This window comes from uncultured Massilia sp. (genome assembly GCF_913773735.1).
Lineage (GTDB): Bacteria > Pseudomonadota > Gammaproteobacteria > Burkholderiales > Burkholderiaceae_D > Telluria.
Genome location: NZ_CAJYEB010000035.1, coordinates 212,501 through 226,621 on the forward strand (window position 1 = coordinate 212,501; position 14,121 = coordinate 226,621).

Here is a 14,121-nt window from a genome sequence, read left to right on the forward strand (position 1 = left end):
TTGTTGACGGCAGCGGCAACTATAACCGACCAGCGAACGACCGCGTCGTTCCCGCGTCACGCAGCCGGCAAGCGATGCGCCTTGAACTGCTCGCGCAGGCGGTTCTTCTGAATCTTCCCGGTCGCCCCGGTCGGCAGCGCCTCGACGAACACGACGTCGTCCGGCATCCAGAAGCGCGCCACCTTCCCCTCGAAGAAGCGCAGCAGTTCCTCGCGTCCCAGCGCCATGCCGGGGCGCCGCTGCACCAGCAGCAGCGGGCGCTCGTCCCACTTCGGGTGGGACACGCCGATGCAGGCGGCCTGCAGCACGGCGGGATGCGCCATGGCGATGTTTTCCAGGTCGATCGAGCCGATCCACTCGCCGCCGGACTTGATGACGTCCTTGCTGCGGTCGGTCACCTGCATGAAGCCGTCGGCGTCGATGGTCGCCACGTCCCCGGTCGGGAACCAGCCGTCCTGCAGGATGTCGCCGCCCTCGTCGCGAAAGTAGCGCGCGGCGATCCACGGCCCCCTGACCAGCAGGTGCCCGGCCGTGCGCCCGTCCCAGGGCAGTTCGGCGCCGACGTCGTCGACGATCTTCATGTCGACGCCGAAGATCGCGTGGCCCTGCTTGCGCAGCAGCGCGCGCTGCTCGGCGGCCGGCAGGGTACGGTGGCGCGCCAGCAGGCCGCCGGTGGTGCCCAGCGGGGACATCTCGGTCATGCCCCAGCCGTGGATCACCTGCACGCCGAGGGTATCGATCAGCGTGTCCATCAGCGCCGGCGGACAGGCGGCGCCGCCGATCACGGTGCGCCGGAACGTGGAAAAGCGCAGTCCGCGTTCCACCACGTAGTCGACCAGGCCGCGCCAGACCGTGGGCACGCCGGCCGAGAAGGTCACGCCCTCGGCCTCGAACAGGTCGTACAGCGACTTGCCGTCCAGCGCCGCCCCCGGCAGCACCAGGCGCGCCCCGGTCAGCGGCGCCGAGTACGGCAGGCCCCAGGCGTTCACGTGGAACATCGGCACCACCGGCAACACCGTGTCGAGCGCGCCGACGTTCAGCACGTTCGGCAGCGCCGAGGCGTAGGCATGCAGCACGGTCGAGCGGTGCGAGTACAGCACGCCCTTCGGGTTGCCGGTGGTGCCGGACGTGTAGCACAGCGCGGCGGCGGCGTTCTCGTCGAATACCGGCCAGGCGTCCTCCCCGGTGGCGCCGTCGAGCAGGTCTTCGTAGCACAGCAGGTTGGGGATCGCCGCGCCGTCCGGCATGTGGGCGCGGTCGGTCATGAGCACGAAGGCCCTCACCTCCGGGCAGTGCGGCGCGATCGCCTCCACCAGCGCCAGGAAGGTGATGTCGAAGCACAGGATGCGGTCCTGCGCATGGTTCACGATGTAGGCGATCTGCTCCGGGTGCAGGCGCGGGTTGATCGTGTGCAGGACGGCACCCGAGCCGGACACGGCGTAATACAGTTCCAGGTGGCGGTAGCCGTTCCACGCCAGCGTGCCGACCCGCTCGCCCATCGCGACGCCGCGCCCGGCCAGCGCCCGCGCCATCCGGCGCGCGCGCCGCTCGCAGTCGCGCCAGGTGTAGCGGTGCAGCGTGTCCTGCAGGCCGGGTTCGACGGGGCGCGACACGATCTCGGTGGCACCGTAGTGGCGCGCGGCGAACTGCAGGATGCTGGAGATCGCCAGCGGCTGGTCCATCATCTGCCCCGCGAGCGGGCTGTGCGGATAGGTCTGCATCGTGACTCCTGGCGGCGCCGGCAAGGGCGAACGGCCCAGTGTCGGCCGCCCCGGGCGACGGCGTCAACGACATTCGATGCTGCGATGCACCACCGCGCGTCGCGCGGGACGCAAAGGTTACCGAATGTAACGCGCATGGGAACGCACGCGGGCGGCGCCATAGAATCCGCGCAGCTGGGGTAGAATCCCGACATTCTTGCAACCACCACGACTGGAACGACCATCACCGCTGCCGACGACCTGCCGTTCGACAACTCCTTCGCCGGATTGCCGCCCGCCTTCTACACGCACCTGCGCCCGACGCCCATGCCCGCGCCGTACTTCGTCGCGGGCAGCGCCAGCGCGGCGGCGCTGATCGGGCTGGAACTGGCCGACCTGGCCCGTCCCGACTTCGTCGCCGCCTTCACCGGCAACCAGGTCCCCGCGCGCGCGCGGCCGCTCGCGGCGGTGTACTCGGGCCACCAGTTCGGCAACTGGGCCGGCCAGCTGGGCGACGGCCGCGCCATCCTGCTGGGCGAGATCCGCACGGCGGCCGGGCCGATGGAGCTGCAACTGAAGGGCGCCGGCATGACGCCGTATTCGCGCATGGGCGACGGCCGCGCCGTGCTGCGCTCGTCGATCCGCGAATTCCTGTGCTCGGAGGGGATGGCCGCGCTGGGCATCCCGACGACGCGCGCGCTGATGGTGACCGGTTCGCCCCAGCGCGTGATGCGCGAGAACGTCGAGACCGCCGCCGTCGTCACCCGCATGGCCCCGAGCTTCGTGCGCTTCGGTTCCTTCGAACACTGGCACTACCGCAACAAGCCCGAAGAACTGAAGATCCTCGCCGACTACGTCATCGACCAGTTTTATCCGGAACTGGCCGACGCCGAAGCGCCCTATCTCGCGCTGCTGCGCGAGGTCACGGTGCGCACGGCGCGGCTGATCGCGCACTGGCAGGCGGTCGGCTTCATGCATGGCGTGATGAATACCGACAATATGTCGATCCTGGGGCTGACGCTCGACTACGGGCCGTTCGGCTTCATGGAAGCGTTCGACGTCGACCACATCTGCAACCACACCGACCAGGGCGGCCGCTATTCCTACGGCAACCAGGTGCCGGTCGGCCACTGGAACTGCTATGCGCTGGCGAACGCCCTGCTGCCGCTGATCCGCGACACCGACGCCGCGGAAGACGCGCTCGGGGTCTACGTCGACGCCTACGGCGACACCTTCGACGCCCTGCTGCACGCCAAGCTGGGACTGGCGAGCGCCCAGGAGGGCGACCGCGCGCTGTTCGACGACATGTTCGGCCTGATGCAGCGGAACCGCGTCGACTTCACGCTGTTCTTCCGCCGCCTGGGCGAGCTGCGGCGCGACGTGCCGGACCATGCGCGCGCAGCGGCCGACGCGCCGCTGCGCGACCTGTTCCTCGACCGCGCCGCCTTCGACGCCTGGGCCGTGCGCTACCGTGCGCGCCTGGCCCGGGAGGCGGCGGGCGACGACGAACGCCGCCTTGCCATGCACAAGGTCAACCCCAAATACATCCTGCGCAACTACCTGGCGCAGGTGGCGATCGAACGGGCGCAGCAGGGCGATTTCGCGGAAGTGCAGCGCCTGCTGGCCGTGCTCGAGAAGCCGTTCGACGAACAGCCGGAGCACGCATCCTATGCGGCCCTGCCGCCGGACTGGGCATCCCACCTCGAGGTGAGCTGCTCTTCCTGATCAATCAACGAGGCAAACGAGACACCATGACCGACAAAGTGACGAAGACCGACGCCGAATGGCGCGCCCAGCTCGACCCGATGGAATACCAGGTGACCCGCCACGCGGCCACCGAGCGCGCGTTCACCGGCAAGTTCTGGGACCACCACGAGCACGGCATCTACCACTGCGTGTGCTGCGACACCCCGCTGTTCGAGTCGGACGCCAAGTTCGACTCCGGCTGCGGCTGGCCCAGCTACTTCCGCGCGCTCGACCCGGACAACGTGATCGAGAAGGTGGACCGCAGCCACGGCATGGTGCGCACCGAGATCATCTGCGCCGTCTGCGACGCCCACCTGGGCCACGTGTTCCCGGACGGCCCGCCGCCGACCGGCCTGCGCTACTGCATCAACTCGGCCGCGCTGCGCTTCGAACCGGTCTGAGGGGCGTTTCATGAAACTGTTGTTCGACCTGTTCCCGGTCATACTGTTCTTCGCCGTCTACAAGATCGGCAACGGCAACCAGGAGGCCGCGCACGCGCTCGCCATGCAATATATGGGCGGCATCATCTCCGGCGGCCAGCTGGCGCCCGCGCAGTCGCCGATCATGCTGGCGACGGCGGTCGCCATCGTCGCCACCGTGCTGCAGATCCTGTACCTGCGCGCGCGCAAGCGCCCGATCGACGGCGCGCTGTGGCTGTCGCTGGGCGTCATCGTCGTGATGGGCGGCGCCACGATCTATTTCCACGACGAGAACTTCATCAAGTGGAAGCCCACCATCCTGTACTGGGCCTTCGCGGCGGCGCTGGTGATCGCGCAGTTCGGCTTCCGCCAGAACCTGATGCGCAAGCTGATGGAAAAGCAGATCCGCCTGCCCGACGCGGTCTGGGCACGCGTGGGCATCGCCTGGATGGCGTTCTTCGCCGTCATCGGCGTGTTGAACCTGGTCATGGCCTTCGTCGTGTTCAAGGGCGACACCAGCGCCTGGGTCAACTTCAAGGTCTTCGGCATCACCGGCATCTTCTTCGTGTTCTTCCTCGTGCAGGCCATGATGCTGTCGAAACACATGCAGGAGGAAGACGCTTGAGCGCCACCATGAACCCCACCACGAACGGCACCATGAACGACCCGCGCGACACCCGCGTCGAACGCATCCGCCAGGCCCTGCAGGGCGCGCTGGCCCCCACCCTCCTCGAGGTCGGCGACGACTCGCACCTGCACGCCGGCCATGCCGGCGCGGCCTCCGGCGGGGGCCATTACAGCGTGCGAATCGTCTCCGAACGCTTCGAGGGCCAGAGGCTCGTCATGCGCCATCGCCTGGTGTATGATGCCGTGCAAGCCATGATGCATACCGACATCCACGCGCTGGCGATCACCGCCATCGCCCCGTCGGAAGCGTCGGCTTGATGGTTTTCAGCAAGGCTTAAGGAATCGCGTCCCGAACTGGTCCAGAATCGCTGCGTACTACAAGAATTAATCCAATCTTCGTCCAAGCAACCCCCCTCACAGGAAATAACATGACTTTTAAGCCAGCACGGCTGCTGCTCGCCCTGATCGCTATCGCCGCATCTCCCGCATTCGCCCAGAACCTCGCCGTGGTGAACGGCAAGGCCATCCCGTCCTCGCGCGCCGACGCCATCGTCAAGCAGGTGGTCGCCCAGGGCCAGGGGACCGACAGCCCGCAGCTGCGCGATGCCATCAAGAAGGACCTGATCGCGCGCGAAGTGATGATGCAGGAAGCCCTCAAGCAGGGCTACGACAAGAATCCGGAAGTCAAGACGGCGCTGGAAAACGCACGCCAGACCATCGTGGTCAACGCGCTGGCCCGCGACTACATCACCAAGCACCCGGTGACCGACGCCGAGATCAAGGCCGAGTACGACCGCTTCACCAAGCAGACCGGCGACAAGGAATACCACGTGCGCCACATCCTGGTGGAGAACGAGGCCGACGCCAACGCCATCATCGCCAAGATCAAGGGCGGCGCCAAGTTCGAAGACCTGGCCAAGCAATCGAAGGACACCGGCACCGCCAACAATGGCGGCGACCTCGACTGGGCTACCCCGTCGTCCTTCCCGCCGGAATTCGCGGCCGGTTTCACCAGCCTGCAAAAAGGCCAGGTCACCGACAAGCCGGTCAAGACCCAGGTCGGCTACCACGTGATCAAGCTGGACGACGTCCGCGCGGCGAAACTCCCGACCCTGGATGAGGTCAAACCGCAGATTTCGGACGCCCTGTCCCAGCAGAAACTGGCGGCCTACCAGGAAGAAATGGTCAAAAAGGCAAAGGTGCAGTAAGATGCACCATCACCGGCGGACTCGCTGCCGCCGGTCCTCGTCGCGCTGGCGACTTTTCGTGTTTTAGATAGGATCGAATAAATGATTGTGAAGCCCGCCCGCCTGTTGTTGGCCATGACCGCGATGGTAGCCCTGCCGTCGTTCGCGCAAAACGTTGCGACGGTTAACGGCAAGCCCATCCCCGCGGCCAAGGTTGACCAGGTGGTCAAGCAGGTCGTCGCACAGGGCAAGGCACCCGATTCGCCGCAACTGCGCGAAGCCATCAAGAAAGACCTGATCGGCCGCGAAGTCCTGATCCAGGAAGCCGACAAGCAAGGCATCGGCACCCGCCCGGAAGTCAAGAGCGCCATCGACAACGCACGCCAGAGCATCATCATCAACGCGATGCTGGCCGACTACGTCAAGAAGAACCCGGTCAAGGATGCCGACATCAAGGCCGAGTACGACAAGTACAAGGCGCAGATGGGCGACAAGGAATACCACGCGCGCCACATCCTGGTCGGCACCGAAGACGAAGCCAAGCAGATCATCGCCAAGCTGAAGGGCGGCGCCAAGTTCGAGGAACTGGCCAAGCAGTCGAAGGATCCGGGTTCGGCCCCGAACGGCGGCGACCTGGACTGGGCCAGCCCGGCCTCGTTCGTGCCCGAGTTCTCGAAAGCCATGACCTCGCTGCAAAAAGGCGCGATCACCGAGACCCCGGTCAAGACCCAGTTCGGCTACCACGTCATCAAGCTGGAAGACGTGCGCGCCGCGAAGATCCCGCCGCTGGAAGAAGTCAAGCAGCAGATCGCCGAGCAACTGCAGCAGCGCAAGCTGGCCGCGTTCCGCGAAAGCCTGATGGCCAAGGCCAAGATCCAGTAATCCGGCTGGCATCGACAAAGCGCTCCGCACGGGGCGCTTTTTTTTGCGCTGCCATTCCGCCCGCCAGCGCCGGCGGCCGCGCATTTGGTTCGACCACACAACTATTCATGGAGGAGACGATGTCCTTGACCCCCACCCGCGGCGCGCTTGCCGCTTCCCTCGTTTGCGCCATGGCCTGCGCGCCCGCTGCCGCCACCGCGGCCGCCGCCACGCCCCCGGCCGCCCTGCCCCTCTACGCGGGCAAGCCGCTCGCCGGCGCCAGCGTGATGTTCGGCGACTTCGACGTGCAGAAGCGCCTGGACGGCGCCGCCGGCCGCATGGCCGAGGACCCGAAGCTGCCGAACGCCGTCGTCGAGGCGCGCCGCACGGGCAAGGCCGGTCACGACGACGCGCTTGGACTGTCCTGGAAGAATGCCTGGTTCTCCACGCTGCGCCTGGAAAGCGCCCCCCTCGACCTGCGCCCCTATCTGGCCACGGGCGTCGTCGCGTTCGACCTGAAGGTCAACGAGCTGGCGCACGGCGGGCTGGCGTTCCGCCTCGAATGCGGTGCCGGCTGCGAGCGCAAGGTCTCCTACGTGGCGCCGGCGCGCGCGGCCCAGGGCAAAGGCTGGCAGCGCCTGCGCTATGCGCTGTCGTGCTTCCACCGCGCGGGCGACGACTTCGGCGCCGTCACCCGCCCGTTCGCGCTCGACGGCACCGGGGCCGGCGACGTCGAGATCGCCAACATCCGCATCGAGGCCGGCGGCAAGCCGAACGCGTCCTGCCCCGACTACCGCACCGTGTCGGTCACGCCCGAACCGCTGGGCGAATCCTGGGCGCTGGACTGGTGGATGCCGCGCCACCAGGAGAAGCTGGCCGAGCTGGCGCGTCGCAGGAAAGCCGGCGAGCAGACGCAGCTGGTCTTCCTGGGCGACTCCATCACGCACAACTGGGAAGCGCAGAACGAAGCGCTGTGGAAGGAGTTCTACGGCAAGTACAACCCGCTGAACCTGGGTTACGGCGGCGACCGTACCGAGAACCTGCTGTGGCGCCTGCAGCATGGCGAGGTGGACGGCATCGCGCCGAAAGTGGCGGTGCTGATGATCGGCACCAACAACGCCGGCCACCGCCAGGAAGAACCGGCCGTCACGTTCGCCGGCATCCGGCGCGACGTCGAGGAACTGCAGAAGCGCCTGCCGCGCACGAAGATCCTGCTGCTGGCGATCTTCCCGCGCGGCGAGCACAAGGACGACGGCCTGCGCCGCCTCAACGAACAGGTGAATGCGATGCTGCCCGGGCTGGCCGACGGCGAGAAGGTCGTGTTCCTGGACATGAACCAGGCCTTCCTGGACGCCGACGGCACGCTGTCGAAGGACATCATGCCGGACCTGCTGCACCCCAACGCCCAGGGCTACCGCATCTGGCAGCGCACGATGGAGCCGACGCTGCAGCGCATGCTGCGCTGAACCGCCGCCGGCCTCCCGCCTCAGGCCGCCGCGCCGACCTTGCGCGCGCGGCGGCGCGCGCCGCCGGCCGCCAGGATGCCCAGGCCCAGCAGCGCCAGCGACCCCGGTTCCGGCACCTGGGCGACCGTGAAGCCCTGCTGCACGCGCCCGATGGTCGCGATGCCCGCCGCGCCGGTGACGTTGATTTCCTTGGTCACGAACAGGGTGTTGTAGGTCCCGTTGAGCGCGATGTCGAACAGTTCCAGCGACGGATCCTGGGTATCGCACACGAGCACCGAGCAGGACACGAACAGGGAGCCGACCACGTTGCCGAACGCATCGCGCACCGTCTCGCGGACCGACGCGATCGACAGGCCGGCGAAGGCGCCGTCGAAGCCGAGCGAGATCGCCGAGATCCCCGTCGCCGCACTGACCTGGAACGTCAGCGTGGCGGTGTCCATGCTGGCTGGGAAGGCGAAGAAGTTGCTGGTGATGTCGATGCCGGGCAGCGCGCCGTTCGTCGCCACCTGGATCTGGTTGCAGTTGTTCGGCTGCGACAGGACGCCGGTCTTGGTGATGCTGCAGGTGAAGTTATTGAACGACAGCCCATTGGTCGTCAGCGTCGACGCCGACGTGATCGGCACCGCTGCCGCCGGCGCGGCGACGAAGACGCCTGCCGTCAGCGCCGCGACGGCGAAGCCCAGGTTGCGAATGCTCTTGCGAACGTATGCCAGTTTCATGTCTCTTCCCTTCTTGTGTGGTGAACGAATCTGGAAGGCCACCTTGCTGAATACGGCGACCGTATTTACTGCAATCGGTATTGAGCATAAACAATGCCAGCTCAACTATTTCCATTCATTTCAATCACTTGGCGCATGAGCGGCCGGAAGAGACTAATTCACTGTCAAATTTTCAGACAAACCATTATTTACCACGCATGACAACCGGCGGGACATGACGACCGCCATGCCCCGCTCCGACCGCTCAGGCGCGTGCCGTGCGGCGGCGGGCGAAGCCCAGTCCGCCGAGACCGGCCAGCGCCAGCAGGATGCTGGACGGCTCGGGCACCTGGGTGGCGGTGTAGTCGAGCAGCAAGGAGGCGCCGGTCAGCTTGAGGTCGCCGTCGACCTTCAGGCTGACCAGCAACTGGTCGTCCTGCAGCAGCTTGTCGAGGATTTCCTTGCTGGACACCGTGCCGCTGATGGTGAACGTGCCGGTCCAGTCGGTCGTCACCGTCGTGGTGTGGGTCGTGGTGTTCGAATAGTAGTAGTCGCAGAAGAAGTAGCAGTCGCTGCCGTCGTAGACGCGCTTGCTGGCGTCGCTCGTCGCGGACGTGACCGACTGCGCCGTCGCACCGCTGCCCACGAGCAAGCCCGCCAGCGACAGCTGCACGCTTTCCCGTTCGCCGGTGCGCTGGATGGTCTGGTAGATGTCGACGTCGCGACCGTAGGTGACATTGAAGATACCGCTTTCTACGTAGTAGCCGGTGGACGTCGTCCTGTCGTGCTTCGGCTGGGACGTCGTCCAGGGGTCGCTGGGGTCGTCGCGGAACGTGAACGAGTACTTCAGGCTGTTGATCGTGTAGTCCGCCGGCAGGAACGCAGTGCCGCTGAACGTGGCGTTGTAGGTGCCCGTCGACAGCGCAGTGGCGATCGAGCCGTCCAGCGCGACCGGAGCGGCGATGGCCTGGTTGGACATTGCGCACACGGCGGCCAGCACTGCAGTACCCAGCAACTTCTTCATGACTTGTCTCTCCCCAATAAGTTAAATGACAACAACTACTTTGATATTTAGCAATAGCCGTGCCAGGAACATAAGTCTTTGTTCTTATTGGAAAATTATTTTTGCAAAGAAATTATTGTAAAGAAATTCGACATTCCTAATAACAAATTATTTTTGGAACCATTCATTGATACCGCGGCAGGTTGCGCCCGGTCGGCGATCCGCCGCCGCGAGCGGTTGGGCGGGCTTGCCGCGGCAAGCACAGCGAACGCATCGGACGGCACACAAAAAAAAGCGCACCCGAAGGTGCGCTCCCGTGCATCAGGCAGGCCGGATCAACCGACCCACTTGCGCGCATTCTGGAACATGCGCGCCCACGGCGACGCCTCGCCCCAGCCGTCCGGATGCCACGACATGTTGACGGTGCGCGCGACGCGCTCGGCGTGCGGCATCATTACCGTGAAGCGGCCGTCCGGCGTGGTCACGGCGGTCAGGCCCTGCGGCGAGCCGTTCGGGTTGAACGGGTAGGCCTCCGTGGCCTGGCCGCGGTTGTCGACGTAGCGCAGCGCCTTCACGACGCTGGCGAGGTCGCCGGTCTGCGAAAAGTCGGCGTAGCCCTCGCCGTGGGCGATCGCCAGCGGCGCGTGGGTGCCGGCCAGCTCCTGGAAGAAGATCGACGGCGAGTCCAGCACCTCGACCATGCCGAAGCGCGCCTCGAACTGTTCCGACTTGTTACGGGTGAACTTCGGCCAGGCGTCGGCACCGGGGATGATCGACTTCAGGTTGCTCATCATCTGGCAGCCGTTGCAGATGCCCAGGCCGAAGGTGTCGGCGCGGCCGAAGAAGCGCGCGAACGCTTCCTTCAGCTGCGCGTTGAACAGGATGGTCTTGGCCCAGCCCTCGCCCGCGCCCAGCACGTCGCCGTAGGAGAAACCGCCCACCGCGATCACGCCGTGGAAGTCGTCCAGCTTCGCGCGGCCGGCGATCAGGTCGCTCATGTGCACGTCGACCGCCCTGAAGCCGGCCTGGTGCAGCGACCATGCCGTCTCGACGTGCGAGTTCACGCCCTGCTCGCGCAGCACGGCCACGCCCGGACGCGAGCCGGCGGCGATGAACGGCGCGGCGACGTTCACGGTGGTGTCGTGCACCAGCTTCGGCGTCATGCCCGGATCGCTCTCGTCGTCCAGGCGCGCGTACTCCTGGTCCACGCAGGCGGGGTTGTCGCGCAGGCGCGCGATGCGCCAGCTGGTCTCGCTCCACAGGCGGTGCAGTTCGCTGCGGCGCACGTGGTAGATCACCTTGGCGTCGCGGGTGAACTCGACGACGCCGCGGTCGTTGGGCTTGCCGATGATGTGGCTGCAGGCGCCCAGGCCGAAGGAACGCAGCACGTCCATCACGGCGCGCTTGTCGTCGGCCCGCACCTGGATCACGGCGCCCAGTTCCTCGTTGAACAGCGCGCGCAGCGTCATCTCGTTGCGGCGCTCGCCGACCTGGGTGGCCCAGTTCTTGGCGTCGCCGTGATCGGAGGCGTGCTCGCCCTCCATCGCCAGGATGTCGAGGTTGACCGACACGCCGGCGCGGCCGGCGAAGGCCATCTCGCACAGCGTGGCGTACAGGCCGCCGTCCGAACGATCGTGGTAGGCCAGCAGCTGGCCGGCGGCGTTGAGCTGCTGGATCGCGGCGAAGAAGGCCTTCAGGTCGGCCGGCGCGTCGACGTCCGGGGTGTCGTTGCCGAGCTGCTGGGTCACCTGCGCCAGGCTTGATGCGCCCAGGCGGTTCTTGCCGCGGCCCAGGTCGACCAGGATCAGCGCGGTATCGCCCAGGTCGGTGCGCAGCTGCGGCGTGAGGGTCCTGCGCACGTCGGTGACGGGCGCGAAGGCCGAGACGATCAGCGACACCGGCGAGACCACGGCCTTGTTCTCGCCGTCCTCGTTCCAGGTGGTGCGCATCGACAGCGAATCCTTGCCGACCGGGATCGACACGCCCAGCGCCGGGCACAGTTCCATGCCCACGGCCTTCACGGTGTCGTACAGGGCGGCGTCCTGGCCCGGCTGGCCGCAGGCGGCCATCCAGTTGGCCGACAGCTTGATGTCCGAGATATCGGCGATCGCGCTTGCCGCGATGTTCGTGATCGCCTCGCCCACGGCCATGCGGCCCGAGGCGGCGGCGTCGATGACGGCGACCGGGGTGCGTTCGCCCATCGCCATCGCCTCGCCCTTGTAGCCCTCGAAGCTCAGCGTGGTGACGGCGCAGTCGGCCACCGGCACCTGCCACGGGCCGACCATCTGGTCGCGCACGGTCATCGCGCCGACGCTGCGGTCGCCGATGGTGATCAGGAAGGACTTGTCGGCGACGGTCGGCAGCAGCAGCACGCGGCGCGCCACGTCGGCGAGGTCCAGGCCGGTCACGTCCACCGGCCGGAAGGCGTGCGCGACGTGTTCGACGTTGCGGTGCATCTTGGGCGGCTTGCCCAGCAGGACGTCCATCGGCATGTCGACCGGCGCCGTGTCGGTCAGCCCGTCGACCAGGCGCAGCTGGCGTTCCTCGGTGGCCACGCCCACGGCCGCGAACGGGCAGCGCTCGCGCTCGCAGATGGCGGCGAAGCGGGCCAGGTCGCCCGGCGCGATCGCCAGCACGTAGCGTTCCTGCGATTCGTTCGACCAGATCTCCCGGGGCGACATGCCGCTTTCTTCCAGCGGCACCTTGCGCAGGTCGAAGGTGGCGCCGCGGCCGGCGTCGTTGGTGATTTCCGGGAAGGCGTTCGACAGGCCGCCCGCGCCCACGTCGTGGATCGAGATGATCGGGTTGCCCGCGCCCAGCTGCCAGCAGGCGTTGATCACTTCCTGGGCGCGCCGTTCCATTTCCGGATTGCCGCGCTGGACCGAGTCGAAGTCCAGGTCGGCCGTGTTGGTGCCGGTGGCCATCGAGGACGCGGCCGCGCCGGCCATGCCGATGCGCATGCCCGGACCGCCCAGCTGGATCAGCAGGCTGCCGGCCGGGATGTCGTTCTTGTGGGTGTGCTCGGCGGAGATGTTGCCGATGCCGCCCGCGATCATGATCGGCTTGTGGTAACCGTACACGGTGTCGGCGCCGATCGCGGTCCGGCCCACGTTCTGCTCGTAGGTGCGGAAGTAGCCACCCAGGTTCGGACGGCCGAATTCGTTGTTGAAGGCGGCGCCGCCCAACGGGCCGTCGACCATGATCTGCAGCGCCGAAGCGATGCGCTCCGGCTTGCCGTACACCTTGTCGGCGCCGGCCTTGCCCGCGTCGCTGACGTTGGCGGCGTTTTCCCACGGCTGGACGAAGCCCGGGATCATCAGGTTCGACACGGTGAAGCCGGTCAGGCCGGCCTTCGGCTTGGCGCCGCGGCCGGTCGCGCCCTCGTCGCGGATCTCGCCGCCGGCGCCCGTGGAGGCGCCCGGGAACGGCGAGATGGCGGTCGGGTGGTTGTGCGTCTCGACCTTCATCAGCGTGTGCGTGAGCTGGCTGACGGGCTGGTATTCCTGGCTGTCCGCCTGCGGGAAGAAGCGCACGGCCTCGGCGCCTTCCATGATGGCCGAGTTGTCGCTGTAGGCGACGATCGTGCCCTTCGGCTGCAGCTGGTGGGTGTTCTTGATCATCTGGAACAGCGAGCGTTCCTGGCGGACGCCGTCGATCGTCCATTCCGCATTGAAGATCTTGTGGCGGCAGTGTTCGCTGTTGGCCTGCGCGAACATCATCAGCTCGACGTCGGTCGGGTTGCGCCGCGCCTTGCCGAACGCGTCGAACAGGTAGTCGATCTCGTCCTCGGCCAGGGCCAGGCCCATCTCCACGTTCGCGTCCACCAGCGCCTGGCGGCCGCGGCCCACCACGTCGATGGCGGCCAGCGGGCGGCCTTCGAGGTCGGTGAACAGCGCCTGCGCTTCGTCGGCGCTGCGCAGCACGGTCTCGGTCATGCGGTCATGCAGCAGGCCGGCGACGGCCTCCAGCGCGGCGCTGTCCAGCTTCTTGGGCGCCTTGATGGCGGTGCCCAGGATGCCGCTCTTGAGCACGACCTTGAAGGCCACGCCGCGCTCGATGCGGTGGACGTGGGCCATGCCGCAGTTGTGCGCGATGTCGGTGGCCTTCGAGGCCCACGGCGAGATCGTGCCCACGCGCGGGATCACGAAGAACTCCTCGGTCACGCCCTCGTACTGCGTTTCCGGCACGGGCTCGCCATAGGTGAGCATGGCGGCCAGGCGTTCGGTGTCCGCGGTGGACAGCGGCGCGCCGGTATCGATGAAGTGGTAGTAGCGAGCGGACACGGCGGCGATCGTCGGGGCGACGGCTTGCAACTGGGTCAGGAGGCGTTGGCTACGGAAGGCGGAGAGGGCGTTGGAACCCGGCAGAATCAACATGGCTTTGTCAGTCCGTCGATGCAGCGTGGCTGCGGGTG

11 protein-coding genes are annotated in these 14,121 nt (G+C 67.0%); 7 read left to right on the forward strand and 4 right to left on the reverse strand.

Features of this window, described 5'->3' with window-relative positions:
- Window positions 1-56 precede the first annotated feature (56 nt).
- Complete coding sequence (locus QZ749_RS18315; protein ID WP_296949662.1) at window positions 57-1,721, reverse strand: 3-(methylthio)propionyl-CoA ligase; 1,665 nt, start codon at window positions 1,719-1,721, stop codon at window positions 57-59.
- A gap of 240 nt (window positions 1,722-1,961) precedes the next feature.
- On the opposite strand from QZ749_RS18315, the gene QZ749_RS18320 reads away from it, so the two are divergent.
- From QZ749_RS18320 to QZ749_RS18350, 7 genes are all read left to right on the forward strand, one after another.
- Window positions 1,962-3,425, forward strand: a complete 1,464-nt coding sequence (locus QZ749_RS18320; protein WP_296949730.1) for a YdiU family protein — start codon at window positions 1,962-1,964, stop codon at window positions 3,423-3,425.
- Window positions 3,426-3,451: 26 nt separating this feature from the next.
- Window positions 3,452-3,847, forward strand: coding sequence for a peptide-methionine (R)-S-oxide reductase MsrB (gene msrB, locus QZ749_RS18325; protein WP_296949664.1), 396 nt, complete (start codon window positions 3,452-3,454; stop codon window positions 3,845-3,847).
- A 10-nt stretch (window positions 3,848-3,857) separates the two neighbouring features.
- Complete coding sequence (locus tag QZ749_RS18330; RefSeq protein ID WP_296949665.1) at window positions 3,858-4,490, forward strand: septation protein A; 633 nt, start codon at window positions 3,858-3,860, stop codon at window positions 4,488-4,490.
- An 8-nt stretch (window positions 4,491-4,498) separates the two neighbouring features.
- Window positions 4,499-4,810: a BolA family transcriptional regulator gene (locus tag QZ749_RS18335; RefSeq protein WP_296949667.1), complete on the forward strand. Its 312-nt coding sequence runs from the start codon at window positions 4,499-4,501 to the stop codon at window positions 4,808-4,810.
- A gap of 110 nt (window positions 4,811-4,920) precedes the next feature.
- Window positions 4,921-5,700: a peptidyl-prolyl cis-trans isomerase gene (locus QZ749_RS18340; RefSeq protein ID WP_296949669.1), complete on the forward strand. Its 780-nt coding sequence runs from the start codon at window positions 4,921-4,923 to the stop codon at window positions 5,698-5,700.
- Window positions 5,701-5,781: 81 nt separating this feature from the next.
- Window positions 5,782-6,561 (forward strand): peptidylprolyl isomerase, encoded by a 780-nt coding sequence (locus QZ749_RS18345; protein ID WP_296949671.1) that lies wholly within the window; start codon window positions 5,782-5,784, stop codon window positions 6,559-6,561.
- Between the two features lie 119 nt (window positions 6,562-6,680).
- On the forward strand, window positions 6,681-8,006 hold the full coding sequence (locus QZ749_RS18350; RefSeq protein ID WP_296949672.1) for a GDSL-type esterase/lipase family protein: 1,326 nt from the start codon (window positions 6,681-6,683) through the stop codon (window positions 8,004-8,006).
- Window positions 8,007-8,026: 20 nt separating this feature from the next.
- On the opposite strand, the gene QZ749_RS18355 is transcribed toward QZ749_RS18350, so the two are convergent.
- The 3 genes from QZ749_RS18355 to purL all read right to left on the reverse strand — a co-directional run bounded on the left by QZ749_RS18355 (window position 8,027) and on the right by purL (window position 14,083).
- Complete coding sequence (locus QZ749_RS18355) at window positions 8,027-8,725, reverse strand: PEP-CTERM sorting domain-containing protein (RefSeq protein WP_296949673.1); 699 nt, start codon at window positions 8,723-8,725, stop codon at window positions 8,027-8,029.
- 244 nt (window positions 8,726-8,969) lie between these two features.
- Entirely contained in the window at window positions 8,970-9,728 is a 759-nt protein-coding gene (locus QZ749_RS18360) for a PEP-CTERM sorting domain-containing protein (RefSeq protein ID WP_296949674.1), read from the reverse strand.
- Window positions 9,729-10,042: 314 nt separating this feature from the next.
- A complete protein-coding gene (purL, locus tag QZ749_RS18365; protein WP_296949675.1) occupies window positions 10,043-14,083 on the reverse strand; it encodes a phosphoribosylformylglycinamidine synthase in 4,041 nt (1,346 codons plus the stop codon).
- Window positions 14,084-14,121 lie beyond the last annotated feature (38 nt).